Raw genomic sequence first — 14765 nt, 5'->3', positions numbered from 1 at the left:
GGCAGGCGCTATGCGTCGACCGGCACTGCGGACACGGTGCGGTCGATCGTGAACTGGCCGAGCACGCGCGTTCCGACGTACAGCACGGCGGTCTGGCCCGGCGCGACCCCGTTGAGCGGCTGCTCGGGCACGACGCGCACGCCCTCGGGCGAGACGAATGCCCGGGCTGCTTCCGGCTCGGCGTGGGCACGGATCTGCACCTCGCAGTCGAACTCGGAGTCGACGGGCGCTGCGCCCGCCCAGCTGAATCGATCGCCCGAGATCTCACGCGTCGCGAGAGCCTCCTTCGGCCCCACGACCACCGTGTTGGACACCGGCCGCACCTCGAGCACGAAGCGGGGCTTGCCGTCGGCCGCCGGGACGCCGAGCTTCAGACCACGGCGCTGACCGACCGTGAAAGCGTGCGCGCCCTCGTGCGAGCCGACGACGGAACCCGTGCGGTCGACGATCTCACCGGTGGCGGTACCGACCTTCTCGGCCAGCCAACCTCGGGTGTCACCGTCGGGAATGAAGCAGATGTCGTGGCTGTCGGGCTTCTGCGCGACACTCAGCCCACGCTCCTCCGCCTCGGTACGCACGACCGCTTTGGACGGAGTCGTTCCGAGCGGGAAGTAGGTGTGCGCGAGCTGCTCGGCGGTGAGGACGCCGAGCACATAGGACTGATCCTTGGCGTTGTCCGCGGCTCTGTGCAGCTCGAGACCGGCGTCCGTGGGGATCAGTGTCGCGTAGTGCCCGGTGCACACTGCGTCGAAACCGAGCTCGATGGCGCGCTCGAGAAGGGCGGCGAACTTGATCTTCTCATTGCAGCGCATGCAGGGATTGGGGGTGCGTCCTGCCTGGTACTCCGAGACGAAATCGGCGATCACGTCGTCGCGGAAGCGCTCGGAGAAGTCCCAGACGTAGAACGGGATGCCCAGGAGATCGGCCGCACGACGCGCATCGAGCGCATCCTCGATCGTGCAGCATCCCCGGCTTCCGGTGCGCAACGTGCCGCCCGCCCGGGACAGCGCGAGATGCACGCCGACGACGTCGTGCCCCGCGTCCACAGCCCGTGCGGCCGCGACTGCGGAGTCCACTCCGCCACTCATGGCCGCAAGAATCCTCATGGGACCAGTCTACGAGCGTGCGGCTGAGCCGGAGCCGGAAGCCCGCAGGTAGGCCTCGCCGATGGATGCGAGGACGGCATCGACGTCGGCGTCCGTCGATGTGCGTCCCAGCGTGAATCGGAGGGCGCTGCGCGCGTCCTGCTCACTGCGCCCCATCGCCATCACGACATGCGATGGCTCCGCCACACCCGCCTGGCAGGCCGACCCGGTCGACGCGGCGATGCCTGCCATGTCGAGAAGGAAGAGCAGGCTCTCCCCCACCGCTCCGGGAAACAGTATGTGGGCGTTGCCGGGGAGCCGTCGCGAGCCGTCTCCCAGAAGCTCGGCCTGCGGCACCCGCGCCAGGATGCCGTCGATCAGCCGATCGCGCATCGTCGCCAGCCGCGCGGTCTCCGTCTCTCGCTCCGACTCGGCGAGCTCGAGCGCGGTGGCGAAGGCCGCGGCACCGGCCACGTCCTGCGTTCCGGCGCGAAGTCCGCGCTGCTGCGCGCCGCCGCGAAGGAGTGCGGAGAGCCGCGCGGTGCGAGCGACCACCAAGGCTCCGACGCCGACCGGCGCGCCGATCTTGTGTCCGGCCACGCTCATCGCGACAAGACCGACCGAGTCGGGCGCATCGCCTCTCAGCGCGCGGAACGACAGAGGCAGGTGGCCGAGGGCCGCGACCGCATCGAGATGGAGGGGAACGAGCGCCTGCGCGGTCGACGACGCCAGCATCGCGGCGTCGTTGATCGTCCCGGCCTCGTTGTTGGCGACGAGCGCGGTCGCCAGCGCCGCGCCCGGAAGCTGGGCAGTGAACTCGTCCACGTCGATGGCCGCCGAGCGATATACCGGAACAGCGCGTAGCACCGCCCCTGCCGCCACCAGGGCCTCGACGGTGTCCATCGTCGCGTGGTGCTCGGCATCCGGCATCACGATGGCATCCGACTCCGCCGGCCGCGCCTGCCACAACCCCTGAAGCGCGAGATTGATCGACTCCGTGCCCCCGGAGGTGAACACGACCTCGATGGGGTCGCAGTCGAGCACTGCGGCCGAGCGCTCGCGTGCCTCCTCGAGCAGGCGCCGCGCGTCCTGGCCGGCACCGTGCGTCGATGACGCATTCCCGACCATCTCGCTCGCTTCGAGCCACGCCTCCCGCGCCTCGGGACGCAGCGGCGTCGTCGCGGCGTGGTCGAGATAGTGCTGCATCCCTCCACTCTCCCCCATTTTCCGCGCAGTGGCGTGCACCTGGAACTGAGTGCATGCTGTCCTGAGACCCGAGCGCAGACCTCTATGGTGTACTCATGCCCGCGATCCGAGACATCACCGTGCCCGGCGGTACTGCACTCGACAACCTCGGTGTGCGCCTTCACGACGGCGTCGGAACCCTCCGCGTCTGGTCGCAGAACGCGTCCTCCATCGAACTCGTCGTCTTCGATGCCACCGACCTCGACTGGGTCATCGACCAGGTCGATCTCGCACGCCTTCCCGGCGGCATCTGGGAGGTGACGACAGAACTGCTCCAGCCCGGCACCCGGTATGCGATCCGCGTCGGAGGGCCACACGGGCCGGGGAACACGTTCAACCCCGAGACTCTGCTCCTCGACCCCTACGCTCGCGGTCTCGCGCAGGGCGACGGCTACGAGGAGTGGCGCTCCGTGGTGATCGTCGACGGGTTCGACTGGGGAGAGTCCGTCAAGCCACGGATACCGCTCGACCGCACCGTGATCTACGAAGGGCACCTGAAGGGGCTGACCAAGCGTCAGCCCGATGTGCCCCCGGCTCTGCACGGCACATACGCCGGACTCGCGCATCCCGCGATGATCGAGTACTTCCACTCGCTCGGGATCACCTCGATCGAGCTCCTGCCCGTCCAGGCGTTCGTTCCGGAGCCTCGCCTGCTCGAGCGCGGCCTCACGAACTACTGGGGCTACAACACCCTCAACTTCTTCACACCGCACAACGCCTACGCCACGGAGGACGCACGCAAGGGCGGCCCCGAGGCCGTTCTCGCCGAGTTCAAAGGCATGGTGCGACTGCTGCACGAAGCCGGACTCGAAGTCATCCTGGACGTCGTGTACAACCACACGTCGGAAGAGGGCCTCGGTGGACCTCGGTCCAGTCTGCGCGGCATCGACAACGCCAGCTACTACCGACAGGACGCATCAGGCGCGTACATCGATACGACCGGCTGCGGCAACACGCTCGACACCTCGACCGATGCCGGAGCGCGCCTCGTGCTCGACTCGCTGCGCTACTGGGCGCAGGAGATGCAGATCGACGGATTCCGCTTCGATCTCGCGGCCGCGATCGCGCGCGACGGCTCGCACACCTATACGCCCGAGCACCCGCTTCTCACCGCCATCGCGAACGATCCGATCCTCCGCGACACCAAGCTCATCGCCGAGCCGTGGGACGTCGGCATGGGCGGCTGGCAGACCGGCAACTTCCCGAACGGCTGGATGGAGTGGAACGACCGCTACCGCGACCGGGTCAGGAACTTCTGGCTGAGCGACATCGACTATGCGCGTCGTGCGTCCGCTCCGGTCGGCATCGGGGGCTTCGCGACGCGTCTCGCCGGCTCGTCGAACACTTTCGCCGATGTTCGGGGACCGCTGGCCAGCATCAACTTCGTCACCGCGCACGACGGCTTCACCATGCACGACCTCGTGTCGTACGACGTCAAGCACAATGAGGCGAACGGCGAACAGAATCGCGATGGTGCCGACATGAATCGGGCTTTCAATCACGGTATCGAGGGGCCAACCGACGACCCTGCGATCCTCGCTGCCCGGCGAAAGGCGATGCGCAACCTGCTCGGCACCCTGCTGCTGTCCGCCGGGATCCCCATGCTCACGGCCGGCGATGAGGTCGGTCGGACGCAACGCGGAAACAACAATGCCTACGCCCAGGATTCGTCGATGACGTGGCTCGGCTGGGACGCGGAACCGTGGCAGGAGGACCTGCGCGCACACGTCGCTCGACTCATCCAGCTCCGTTCCGAGAATCCCGCCCTGCGTCCGAGCCGGTACGCCCGACTCGGTGAGCACATCCCCAACGCCTCTGTCATGGACTGGTTCGACCAGAACGGCGAGACGATGGAGAGCCAGCAGTGGACGGACCCTGGTAACCGCACTCTGCAGTATGTGGCGGCCTCGACCCCCGATCGCGAATCGGCCAATCGGATCCTCCTCATCGTGCACGGGACGGAGTCGCCCATCGACGTGCGTCTGCCCGACGACCTCGAGGAGGCGACGCGTTTCGTCTCGCTGTGGTCGAGCGCCGACGACCGCCCGCAAGACGGCGGCGAGGTGTTCGCCCCCGGCGACGTCCTTCCCATCCCCGGCACCTCCATGCGACTCTTCCGCGTGGAATGAAGGGCGGCGCGCCGGGGCCCTCCGCGAGCTACCCGCTTCACGCCGCGAGCGGTACATTCGGGGGGTGGCCGCACGTATGAGCAGCATCAGTCCGAAGGCTCTCCGAAGCCCCGCGCAGATCCCGTCGCGCCCGCTGGGCGCCGTCTCGGACGGCGACGGACTCGTCGCGACGCGAATTCCTCTGGTGGGCGGCGCACCGTCCGTCCCCGGAGGCTTCGCGCCCAAGGCGTTCGTCGGCGAGGTGGTGCCGTTCAGCGTCGTCGCCTTCCGTGAAGGGCACGACCTGATCGGGGTGCAGCTCCGGTTGACAGCCCCGAACGGCGAGGAGTCCCTGCACCGATTGACGCCCTTGCTCGATGGGAGCGATCGCTGGGCAGCGGAGGTCGCTGTGGACATGCAGGGCCCGTGGGCGTTTCGCTTCGAGGCGTTCTCCGACGACTTCGCGACCTGGGCGCACGCCGCCGAGGTGAAGGTCGCCGCGGGCGTCGATGTGCCGGTCATGGCAGCCCTCGGCGCCGAACTTCTCGCGCGCGCAGCGAAAGAGAAGGATCGCCCTGCGGTTCAGCGCAGACGCATCAGCGAACTCGCCACCGCACTGGCGGGGGGCGATGCAGAGACCACCACCGCGGTCTCGACCGACGCCGAGCTGGGCGGTCTCTTCCATGAGCGGCCTCTCATGACGCTGCGTTCAGCATCTGCCACGCACACTCTGCTCGTGGAGCGGACCGCCGCAGGCGTCGGTGCCTGGTACGAGTTCTTTCCCCGCTCGGAGGGCGCGAAACGCCTGAAGGACGGCACTGTCAAGAGCGGTACGTTCAGGACAGCCGCCAAACGTCTTCCCGCTGTCGCCGCCATGGGCTTCGACGTCATCTACCTGGTGCCGATCCATCCGATCGGAACGACCAACCGCAAGGGACGCAACAACACTCTGACGACGGAGCCAGGCGATCCGGGCTCACCGTATGCCATCGGCTCCGTTGACGGCGGCCACGATGCGATCCACCCGGAACTCGGCAAGCCGGCCGACTTCCGCGCATTCGTCAGGGCGGCGAAGAACGAAGGGCTGGAGGTCGCTCTCGATCTCGCACTGCAGGCCTCTCCGGACCACCCGTGGGTCGATGAGCACCCCGAGTGGTTCACCACTCTCCCGGATGGCACCATCGCCTACGCAGAGAACCCGCCCAAGAAGTACCAGGACATCTACCCGCTGAACTTCGACAACGATCCCGCCGGTATCTACCAGGAGATGCTCCGCATCGTGCAGCACTGGGTTCGCGAAGGCGTGAAGATCTTCCGCGTCGACAACCCGCACACGAAGCCGCTGCAGTTCTGGGAATGGCTCATCGCGACCGTGAACGCCCAGGACCCGGACGTGATCTTCCTGGCCGAGGCGTTCACTCGACCCGCCGTGATGCGTGCGCTCGCGGCCGTGGGGTTCCAACAGAGCTACAGCTATTTCACCTGGCGCAACACCAAGGCGGAGCTCGAGGAGTTCCTCACCAGCGTCTCGCACGAGACGAGCGACTACATGCGGCCGAATCTCTTCGTGAACACGCACGACATCCTCACGGAGTACCTGCAGTTCGGCGGCCGCGCCGCCTATCGGATCCGCGCCTGCATCGCCGCCACCGCCGCCCCTGTGTACGGCGTGTACGCCGGGTACGAGCTCTTCGAGAACGTGGCGAGGCCCGGTTCCGAGGAGAACATCGACAACGAGAAATACGAGTTCAAGTTCCGGGACTGGGAGGGCGCGGAGGCATCGGGTGACTCGCTTGCGCCTCTCCTGCGCCGACTGAACGAGATCCGCCGTGAGCACCCGGCTCTTCGACAGCTCCGCAATCTCTCCGTGCACTGGAGCGACGACGACTCGGTGCTCGTCTACAGCAAGCACCTCGATGCCGCGTTCACCGGCACGGGCCACTCCGATACGATCCTCGTCGTCGCCAACGTCGATCCGCACTCCGTGCGTGAGACCACCGTGCACCTCGACACCACGATCTGGGGCGTACCACCTGGCGAGCCGTTCGAGGTGGAGGACCTCCTGACCGGTGCCGTGTGGACGTGGGCCGATCACAACTACGTGCGCCTCAACGCCTTCGCCGAGCCGGTGCACATTCTGAAGGTGAGGAGACGAGCATGAGCTACGTCGAAGATGCCACTACATCACCGGACTGGGCGGCTGTCGCAGCCGGCGCCCATCACGACCCGCACGCAGTGCTCGGCTCCCACCCGTTCACGGATGCGAGTGACCGGACCGTCACGGTGATCCGCGCTCGCCGACCTCTCGCGTCCTCGGTCGCAGCCGTCTTCGAGGACGGGAGCCGATTGGAGCTCGATCACGTCGCACACGGCATCTGGGAGGCCCAGCACGACGGTGCCCCGGTGGCGTATCGCATCGCCACCGCGTACGGCGACGACGACGAGACGATCACCGGCGACCCGTACCGGCACCTCCCGACTCTGGGCGACGTCGATCTCCATCTGATCGCCGAAGGGCGGCACGAGCGGCTGTGGCAGGTGCTGGGTGCGCACGCGACGGTCGCAGACGCCGAAGACGGCGTCGCATTCGCCGTCTGGGCCCCGAACGCCACAGCCGTGCGAGTCGTCGGAGATCACAACGGGTGGAACGGCGAAGCGCACGCGATGCGCTCGATGGGTGTGAGTGGCGTCTGGGAGCTGTTCATCCCCGATCTCGCCGTCGGAACGACATACAAGTATCAGATCCGCACCCGCGGCGGCTCCTGGATCTTCAAGGCCGACCCGATGGCGCAGGCCGCGCAGGTGCCGCCCGAGACCGCATCGGTGGTCACGCGGTCGGACTACGCATGGTCAGACGGCGCGTGGATGACCCGCCGGGCAGCGACTCACGCGGTCGCTCAGCCGCTGTCGGTCTACGAGGTGCACCTCGGCTCCTGGCGCGGAGGCCTGAGCTACCGCGATGCCGCAGAACCGCTGATCGCACACGTCACCGAGGCCGGTTTCACGCACATCGAGTTCATGCCGCTCGCCGAGCATCCGTTCGGCGGCTCCTGGGGCTATCAGGTGAGCGGGTACTACGCGGCGACCAGTCGCTTCGGCAGCCCGGATGACCTGCGATACCTCATCGACCAGCTGCATCAGGCCGGAATCGGCGTGATCATGGACTGGGTGCCCGGGCACTTCCCCAAAGACGCGTTCGCCCTCGCGAGGTTCGACGGACAGCCGCTGTACGAGCACCCCGACCCTCGTCGCGGTGAGCATCAGGACTGGGGAACGCTCATCTTCGACTACGGTCGCCCTGAGGTGCGCGGATTCCTGGTCGCGAACGCGCTGTTCTGGCTGAGCGAGTTCCATGTCGACGGCCTGCGAGTGGATGCCGTGGCGTCGATGCTGTACCTCGACTACTCGCGTAACGAAGGCGAGTGGGAGCCGAACATCCACGGGGGCCGGGAGAACCTCGAAGCGATCCGCTTCCTCCAGGAGGTCAACGCGACCGCCTACCGCCTGCACCCCGGCGCGCTGATGATCGCTGAGGAATCGACGAGCTTCCCCGGTGTGACCGCACCCACCGACCACGCGGGTCTCGGCTTCGGGTTCAAGTGGAACATGGGCTGGATGAACGACTCCCTCCAGTACATCGAACGAGACCCGATGTATCGCGCGCACCACGAAGGTGAGATGACGTTCTCGTTCGTCTACGCGTTCGGGGAGAATTATCTGCTGCCGATCAGCCACGATGAGGTCGTGCATGGAAAAGGCAGCCTCGTCTCGAAGATGCCCGGTGACCACTGGCACAAGCTCGCCAATGTCCGCGCATACCTCGGATACATGTGGGGTCACCCCGGAAAGAAGCTCCTCTTCATGGGGCAGGAGTTCGGCCAGCTCGCCGAATGGTCGGAATCCCGCCAGCTCGACTGGTGGCTCCTCGACCAGCCGTCGCACGCGCAGCTGCAGGGTTTCGTCGGACAGCTCAACCGCACCTATCGCGCTCAGGCCCCGCTCTGGGAGCGGGACAATGACGGATCCTCGTTCTCACGCCTCGGCGCCCCGAGCTGGGATCCCAATGTCATCGCCTTCGAACGCCGCGACGCACATGGCGGCCGTCTCGTGGTGATCAGCAACTTCGCCGGCGTCGAGCGCAGCGGTTACAGCCTCGCGCTGCCGATCCCCGGCGTGTGGCAGGAGATCCTCAACACGGACGCCGCAGAATACGGCGGTCGCGGATCCGGCAATCTCGGCATGGTCGTCGCGCACTCGGAGGACGACGGACCGGCCATGGCGACGATCACGGTTCCCGCACTGTCGACCATCTGGCTGCGCCACGAGAGCGACCCGCACGTACCCACGATCAGCCGCGGCTGACGACCTCTGCCGATCAGCGAGACGGCCCCGGCCCGACAGAGCCTGGGCCGTCTCGCTGCACTCTCAGCTCAGAACAGCAGGGAAGACAGTCTGTTGCGCGCGGTGATGACGCGTGGATCTGCGACGCCGATCAGGCCGAACAGCTCGAGAAGGCGTTCCCGCACGGGCGTTCGCTCATCCGAGGGCAGCTGGGCGAACAGGTCGAGAAGCCTTCCGAACGCATCTTCGACATGGCCTCCCGCGAGGTCGAGGTCGGCGACATCGAACTGGGCCTGGATGTCCAGGGGTCCGGCTGCGGCCGCGGCCCGAGCTTCCTGGAGATCGAGTTTCTGGACGCGGTCGAGCAGACGGACCTGGCCCAGGCCTGCGATCGCATCCTCATCGCGCGGATTCTCCGCGAGAGCCTTCTCGTATGCCACGACCGCCGCGGCGTAGTCGCCGTTCTCGATCGCGGCGAAAGCCTCCGCGTGCAGCGGCGGCATCGGCGGCTCCTCCGGCGTCTGCTCGCCCTCGGGCGCCTCTCCGACGTTCAAGGTGCCCGTCACTCCGTTCTGAGCAGCGAGCTGAAGCAGCTGCGCGAAGACCTCTCTGACCTGTTGCTCGGGCACTGCACCGGTGAACATCGGAACCGGCTGACCGGCGATGAGTGCCACGACCATCGGGATCGACTGCGCGCGGAATCCCTGGGCGAGCTGCGGGTTGGCGTCGACATCGACCTTCGCGAGAAGCACCCTGCCGCCGAGTTCACGCGTCACCTTCTCGATGATGGGGCTCAGCTGCTTGCACGGCCCGCACCATTCGGCCCAGAGGTCGACGACCACCGGCACTGTCCGGGAGAGCTCGAGGATCTGACCGAACGACTCGTCGGTCGCATCGACCACGATGTCCACGGCCCCGGGAGCAGGGCTCTGCGCTCCGGCGGCAGCAGCCGCGGGCCGGTTTCGCAGAGAGGAGAGGTCGACGGCTCCACGGAGCGCGGCGGGAGAGATATCGGTCATTTGATCACCTCGACGGAGAGTAGGTCCTGTCGGACCGCCATGAGTCGGATCTGCTCCGTCGAGCCCTGCGCGGGAACGGAGAAGAACAGCTGGAATTCGTACTTGGTCGTGAAGCCCTTCGCGGACTCCGTGACACCCGTCAGCGCCTTCGCCTGCGGATTCGCGTCTTCCAGTCGGATGACGGCGTCCGGTGACGTCGGGGTGACCGATTCGGTGTCGATGAGCGAGACGGCCACGATCGCACCGCTGTCCAGCGTGGTCATCGAGACCGGCTCGGAATCGGCCGGGAGGATGTCGAAGGCGGTCTGAGAAGTCTCCGCCGCTCCGTTGTCCGCCAGCGTCTGCACGACCGCCTGCCGGCTGTCGCGAATCGACTGGGCGAGGTTCTGCGAGATCTCGTCGAACATGCCGTACGAAGGGCTGGCCTCGCCCGCGTCGACGACGTCGGCGAAGGTCTCCGCAAGCTCTCCCGGCGGGATGCTGAGGAATGCGGAATCGTCGGGAACGAGCGAGGTGCCGAGCCACGCTGCAGCCACGTCGGGGAAGACGGCATCCGCAGACATCTCGGCCATGTTCGTGACCTTGTAGTTCGACCACGGATCCTGCTGCGTCATGGTCAGGATGACGGGGGGAACGGTGTCGTCGTCAGCGCTCTTCGAGAGCAGGAGCACCGTGCGCGGCCACCGGTCGGTGGCTTCGGGAAGCACGACCTCGACGTCATCGGTCGGGAGTGCGGCGGGCGGTGCGGTCTCCGGAAGAGCTGTCCGAAGCGCGTACTCGGTGGTGCGAGCCGTGAGCGCCGGGCCGTCCAGACGAGTGCCGGCCAGAGCGATGTCCATCGACGCGTCCGCGTCGGACAGGGTCGACGACACTTCCTGCAGGATCCGCTTCGCCTGGGCCTCCGTCACTGCCGGGGGCTTCTGATTGTCCGGGGCGATCACCGTCGCACTGGGAGACGGCGAGGGCGTTCCCTCTCCGAGCTGCGGCCATGAGTCAGGCGAGCAGCCGCTCGCGAGCAACGCGGTCACGGCGAGGGCGGGGACCGCGAGCAGGCGCCGTCGACGGTTCACGGGTCGCGCACGCATCTCCGTCTTCCGATCGGGGTCTGGGTTCTTCGGACCGGCGGCGTCGACTGCCCCCGGGTCACCGGCGGCTGCCGCGTCGGAGTCTGCGCCGGTCCGACCGGGCTCATCCCCGGCAGCGGTGGTCGAGGTGTCGTCGATCGCCGCGCGTTCCGATGGCGGCAGCTGAGCCACGTCGATCGGCTCGGTGGCCGGAAGGGGGCCGGGGCCCTTGCGCCGCGGTCCTCGCCCGCGACGCTGGTGCCGGATCGCGAGGACGTAGAGCACGAGTCCGACGAGAAGCATCGCCGCGCCCGCCGCCATGAGCGGTCCGGCGAGAGGGGTGGACGTGTCCAGCGGCCAGGACACCACGATGTCGTCCGGTGCGTCGGCGGTGCCGTCGTACGCGATGATCAGACTCACGCCCTCGGGCAGCTGCATGTTGTCTGCGATGAGTGTGTCGGTCTCGGTGAAGGAGTCCAGCCAGAGGTCGGAGCCGGCGGGGTTGCGGCCCGGCTCTGCGGCTGCATCGCCCTCGGCGGGCGTCTCCGCCGGTGCCGGAGTCTCGGCCGCGGCCGGGGTCTCGGCAGGGGCGGGGGTTTCGGAGGCCCCATCACCTTCCGGTGCTGATCCGGCGGGGACCAGCTCGACCTCCAGGTCACCATCGTCGCCGACCGTCACGCGGTTGTACGACGAGTCGGCAAGCCACGCTTCCATGTCGGCGGTGCGGCCATAGGCGGCGAAGATCTCGCCCTCTCCGCGCACCAGCAAGGTCTGAGATCCCGGGTGCTCACGAAGGACGTCGCCGTCCATCAGCACAAACGGGGCGGGTTCCTCTGCAGCGACTGAGACTTCCTGAGTCGACGGACCCATGAAGATGGTTCGCTGCGCGATGCCCGCAGCGATCAGTCCCGCAGCCAGCACGAAGGCCACGACGGCCCATACGAAACGCACGAATAGTCTCCTCACACGGCCCGGACGCACGCCCGAGTCGCAACACTCGACATTTCAGACTAGCGAAATCACCTGTGTGTTGCCCACGAGGGGCATGCGGCACCACGTGCGGCACGTCGTCCCGGCCGGTCGTGGTGCGGTGGATACGCTTGCAGAGTCCCCCATTCCGAGGAGCAACGATGAAGATCCACAACCCGTTCCGCACCGCCCTCGTGGCGACGCTCGGCGTGGGACTGGGAATCCTGCTGATCGGAAGCGTGGAGAGCCTGTCGACCGTGCTGCTCTACGTCGGTACGGCTCTCTTCCTCAGTCTCGGCCTGGACCCGCTCGTCTCCTTCCTCGAGCGCAGGCGTCTCCCCCGCTGGCTCGCCGTGCTCATCACGATCCTCGCGGTGCTCGGGATCTTCGCCGGGATCATCCTGATCGTCATCCCCGTGCTGGTCGACCAGATCTCGCAGCTCATCGCCGAGATCACGGCCATCGTCCAACGCGGGACATTTCTCCTCGACCTGCGCCAGTGGATGGTCGACACGTTCCCCAATCTCAAGGTGGATGACGTCTTCGCCTATGTGACCGACTGGCTGGAGACGAACCTCGCCCAGATCGGGGGGTCCATCGGGCAGGGCGTGCTCGCCGCCGGCGGGGCACTGCTGAGCGGACTGTTCGGCGCGTTCATCATCCTCATCCTGACGATCTATCTGACGGCCTCGACACCGTCGCTCAAGCGCGCCGTCTACCAGCTCGCTCCTGCATCCAAGCGCGAGCGCTTCATCGACCTGGCCGAGCAGATCACCGATTCGGTCGGCTACTACGTCATGGGCCAGGTCTCCCAGGGCGTCATCAACGGCATCCTGAGCATGATCTTCCTCACGATCATCGATGCGCCGTTCCCGGCCGTGCTCGCCGTCGTCGCCTTCTTCTTCTCACTGATTCCACTCGTCGGCACCCTCACGGGGTCGACCATCATCGTGCTCGTGTGCCTGATCCCCGGCCTGGGATCACCGGCGACAGCGATCGCCGCCGCCATCTACTACCTCATCTACATGCAGATCGAGGCGTACGTGATCTCGCCGCGCATCATGAGCCGGGCCGTGTCCGTACCCGGAGCGGTCGTCGTCGTCGCGGCGCTGGCGGGCGGAAGCCTCCTGGGGCTGCTCGGCGCGCTGATCGCGATTCCGGTGGCAGCCAGCATCCTGATCCTCTACCGGCAGGTGCTGATCCCTCGCATGAACGAGCTCTAGTCGGCGGGCCACTCCGTCGGCAGCGGAAGAGCTGCCGGGTTCACGGCAGCGACGATCTCAGTGAGGACTCTCCGAGTCTGGCTCTCCCCCACCCAGAGGTGCTTGCCACCCTCGACGGCGATCAGCTTCGCATGCGGAATCGCGGAGAAGCGCTCGCGTGCTTCGGCCGGGCGGAGGTAGTCGTCGAGCTCGGGTACCAGCACCACGACGTCAGCATCGGAGGCGGCCCACTCCGCCACCTCGGCGTCTGTGGCGCGGTGAAGTGGCGGGGACAGGAGGATGATCCCCTCGACATCGTGTTCCCGACCGTACTTCAGCGCGAGTTCGGTGCCGAACGACCAGCCGAGCAGCCATGGGCGCGGAAGACCGCGCTCGCGCACGAAGCCCATCGCCGCCGCGACGTCGAACTGCTCCGCCTCTCCCCCATCGAACGCGCCATCGCTGGTGCCACGCGGAGAGGTCGTCCCTCTCGTGTTGAAGCGCAGCACAGCGAGGTCCGCCAGCGCAGGCAGACGGGCGGCAGCCTTGCGGATGATGTGCGAGTCCATGAACCCGCCGGCCGTCGGGAGAGGATGCAGCGTGACGAGCGTGGCCACGGGCGCCGACGACTCGGGAACCGCCAGCTCTCCGACCAGTGTCAGCTCGTCTGCGGTCTCCAGTGCGATGTCTTCGCGCCGCGCAGGCAGCTCGATCGGTCCACGGATCTCCATGCTCACGCAATCCTCCAACAGTGTGTGTGCCAATGCCTGCGTGCCGCGAGGTCTGCGGCGTCACCGAGCACCCCGTCTGCGCGCCAGATCACGAGGTGAGCGGTTCCGGGAACAACCGATCGCCCGCACCCAGGACAGATGTACTCCTTCAGCGCCTGAGCTGCCGACACCGGCTGGACGGTCCACTCGGAACCACGACGGACTTCCGTGCGCTTCCAGGACGCGAGGAGTCGATCGAGCGAATCGTCGGTGTCAGGGCGCGTCGGACGGCGTCTGCGAGAGCGGGCCATGAGGCCGACTCACCACCAGTGGTTGTTCGTCCAGAAGGCGTGGGCGCCCGCCCAGCTTCCGTATCGACCCGTGGCGTATCCCGTTGCCCAGCGCAGGTTATCCACCGGGTCGTAGCCATTGCCGGGAACCTTACTGCATGGCAGAGCCTGGACGAGCCCACACGCTCCAGAGGACTTGTTCGTCGCGTTCGGGTTCCAGCCGCTCTCGCGGGAGACGATGTAGTCGACGAAGCCCCAGTCGGACTCCGCGATGCCCGCTGCTGCCATCCACTCCGCAGGGGCTCCCCCGCCGGTGTAGTACAGAGGAGCGCTGGGACCGGGTTTCGATGACCCGGACGACGCGGTCGTCGGTGTCGGGGTGGGAGTCGGCTTGGGCGTCACGTAGACCGAGAACGATCCACGCTGAACCGGTGCGATAGCGGCACCCTCTGCGGTCACCGTGAGATTCTGCGTCTCCGTGAGCGCCGCTGAGTACGCCGACTCGGGGCCTTCCGTCTCCGGCTGCTGAGCCAGCGCGACGCCGGTCGGGGCGACCATCGCGGCCGCGAAACCCACGACCGCGAGGGCGCTGACGAAACCGACGACGCCCCGTCGGCGGCTACCGCTGCGCGCCGAAAGCGCCGCCGATGCAGGCACCGGCGTGACGTCTTTGCGATGAGGTGTGATGTCGTTTCGGGAGTTCACGATGAGTGGCAGTCTACCCGGTGAGGC

11 protein-coding genes are annotated in these 14765 nt (G+C 67.3%); 4 read left to right on the top strand and 7 right to left on the bottom strand.

What is annotated here, in order from left to right; genetic code table 11:
* Positions 1-8: 8 nt before the first annotated feature.
* Together mnmA and ASE34_RS09285 are read right to left on the bottom strand one after the other, a co-directional pair.
* On the bottom strand, positions 9-1106 hold the full coding sequence (gene mnmA, locus ASE34_RS09290) for a tRNA 2-thiouridine(34) synthase MnmA (RefSeq protein WP_082297806.1): 1098 nt from the start codon (positions 1104-1106) through the stop codon (positions 9-11).
* A gap of 9 nt (positions 1107-1115) precedes the next feature.
* On the bottom strand, positions 1116-2291 hold the full coding sequence (locus ASE34_RS09285; protein ID WP_056278682.1) for a cysteine desulfurase family protein: 1176 nt from the start codon (positions 2289-2291) through the stop codon (positions 1116-1118).
* 95 nt (positions 2292-2386) lie between these two features.
* Between ASE34_RS09285 and glgX the strand changes: the two genes are divergently transcribed.
* From glgX to glgB, 3 genes are all read left to right on the top strand, one after another.
* Complete coding sequence (gene glgX / locus ASE34_RS09280) at positions 2387-4459, top strand: glycogen debranching protein GlgX (protein ID WP_053096005.1); 2073 nt, start codon at positions 2387-2389, stop codon at positions 4457-4459.
* A gap of 76 nt (positions 4460-4535) precedes the next feature.
* A complete protein-coding gene (locus ASE34_RS09275) occupies positions 4536-6599 on the top strand; it encodes an alpha-1,4-glucan--maltose-1-phosphate maltosyltransferase (protein WP_082586580.1) in 2064 nt (687 codons plus the stop codon).
* On the top strand, positions 6596-8800 hold the full coding sequence (glgB, locus tag ASE34_RS09270) for a 1,4-alpha-glucan branching protein GlgB (RefSeq protein ID WP_056278681.1): 2205 nt from the start codon (positions 6596-6598) through the stop codon (positions 8798-8800). Before ASE34_RS09275 ends, glgB begins: the two co-directional genes overlap by 4 nt.
* Before the next feature lie 68 nt (positions 8801-8868).
* Here the strand turns inward: glgB and ASE34_RS09265 are convergent, their stop codons facing one another.
* A complete protein-coding gene (locus ASE34_RS09265) occupies positions 8869-9798 on the bottom strand; it encodes a tetratricopeptide repeat protein (protein ID WP_056278680.1) in 930 nt (309 codons plus the stop codon).
* The gene (locus tag ASE34_RS09260; RefSeq protein ID WP_056278679.1) at positions 9795-11813 is read right to left on the bottom strand and encodes a hypothetical protein; all 2019 of its coding nucleotides are present in this window, start codon (positions 11811-11813) and stop codon (positions 9795-9797) included. Before ASE34_RS09260 ends, ASE34_RS09265 begins: the two co-directional genes overlap by 4 nt.
* A gap of 179 nt (positions 11814-11992) precedes the next feature.
* Here ASE34_RS09260 and ASE34_RS09255 point away from each other — a divergent pair, with 179 nt between their 5' ends.
* Positions 11993-13054 (top strand): AI-2E family transporter, encoded by a 1062-nt coding sequence (locus tag ASE34_RS09255; RefSeq protein WP_053096001.1) that lies wholly within the window; start codon positions 11993-11995, stop codon positions 13052-13054.
* On the opposite strand, the gene ASE34_RS09250 is transcribed toward ASE34_RS09255, so the two are convergent.
* From ASE34_RS09250 to ASE34_RS09245, 3 genes are read right to left on the bottom strand one after another with little or no spacing between them, the layout of a single operon-like run.
* Positions 13051-13764 carry an alpha/beta hydrolase gene (locus tag ASE34_RS09250; protein ID WP_056278678.1) on the bottom strand — a complete coding sequence of 238 codons (714 nt, stop codon included), beginning with the start codon at positions 13762-13764 and terminating at the stop codon, positions 13051-13053. The genes ASE34_RS09255 and ASE34_RS09250 overlap by 4 nt on opposite strands.
* A gap of 2 nt (positions 13765-13766) precedes the next feature.
* On the bottom strand, positions 13767-14054 hold the full coding sequence (locus ASE34_RS18135; RefSeq protein ID WP_082586579.1) for a hypothetical protein: 288 nt from the start codon (positions 14052-14054) through the stop codon (positions 13767-13769).
* A 9-nt stretch (positions 14055-14063) separates the two neighbouring features.
* Positions 14064-14738 carry a transglycosylase SLT domain-containing protein gene (locus ASE34_RS09245; protein WP_230100820.1) on the bottom strand — a complete coding sequence of 225 codons (675 nt, stop codon included), beginning with the start codon at positions 14736-14738 and terminating at the stop codon, positions 14064-14066.
* Positions 14739-14765: the final 27 nt, after the last annotated feature.

Source organism: Microbacterium sp. Root280D1 (genome assembly GCF_001428975.1).
In the GTDB taxonomy this organism is placed as follows: Bacteria; Actinomycetota; Actinomycetes; order Actinomycetales; family Microbacteriaceae; genus Microbacterium.
The sequence above is the reverse complement of the archived record's forward strand: the minus strand, read 5'-3'. Positions and strand labels throughout refer to the sequence as shown.

What these genes read in the sequence shown, in the direction of transcription:
- mnmA (WP_082297806.1), bottom strand. Translation starts at nt 1,106, where the DNA reads ATGAGGATTCTTGCGGCCATGAGTGGCGGAGTGGACTCCGCAGTCGCG.
- ASE34_RS09285 (WP_056278682.1), bottom strand. Translation starts at nt 2,291, where the DNA reads ATGCAGCACTATCTCGACCACGCCGCGACGACGCCGCTGCGTCCCGAG.
- glgX (WP_053096005.1), top strand. Translation starts at nt 2,387, where the DNA reads ATGCCCGCGATCCGAGACATCACCGTGCCCGGCGGTACTGCACTCGAC.
- ASE34_RS09275 (WP_082586580.1), top strand. Translation starts at nt 4,536, where the DNA reads ATGAGCAGCATCAGTCCGAAGGCTCTCCGAAGCCCCGCGCAGATCCCG.
- glgB (WP_056278681.1), top strand. Translation starts at nt 6,596, where the DNA reads ATGAGCTACGTCGAAGATGCCACTACATCACCGGACTGGGCGGCTGTC.
- ASE34_RS09265 (WP_056278680.1), bottom strand. Translation starts at nt 9,798, where the DNA reads ATGACCGATATCTCTCCCGCCGCGCTCCGTGGAGCCGTCGACCTCTCC.
- ASE34_RS09255 (WP_053096001.1), top strand. Translation starts at nt 11,993, where the DNA reads ATGAAGATCCACAACCCGTTCCGCACCGCCCTCGTGGCGACGCTCGGC.
- ASE34_RS09250 (WP_056278678.1), bottom strand. Translation starts at nt 13,764, where the DNA reads ATGGAGATCCGTGGACCGATCGAGCTGCCTGCGCGGCGCGAAGACATC.
- ASE34_RS18135 (WP_082586579.1), bottom strand. Translation starts at nt 14,054, where the DNA reads ATGGCCCGCTCTCGCAGACGCCGTCCGACGCGCCCTGACACCGACGAT.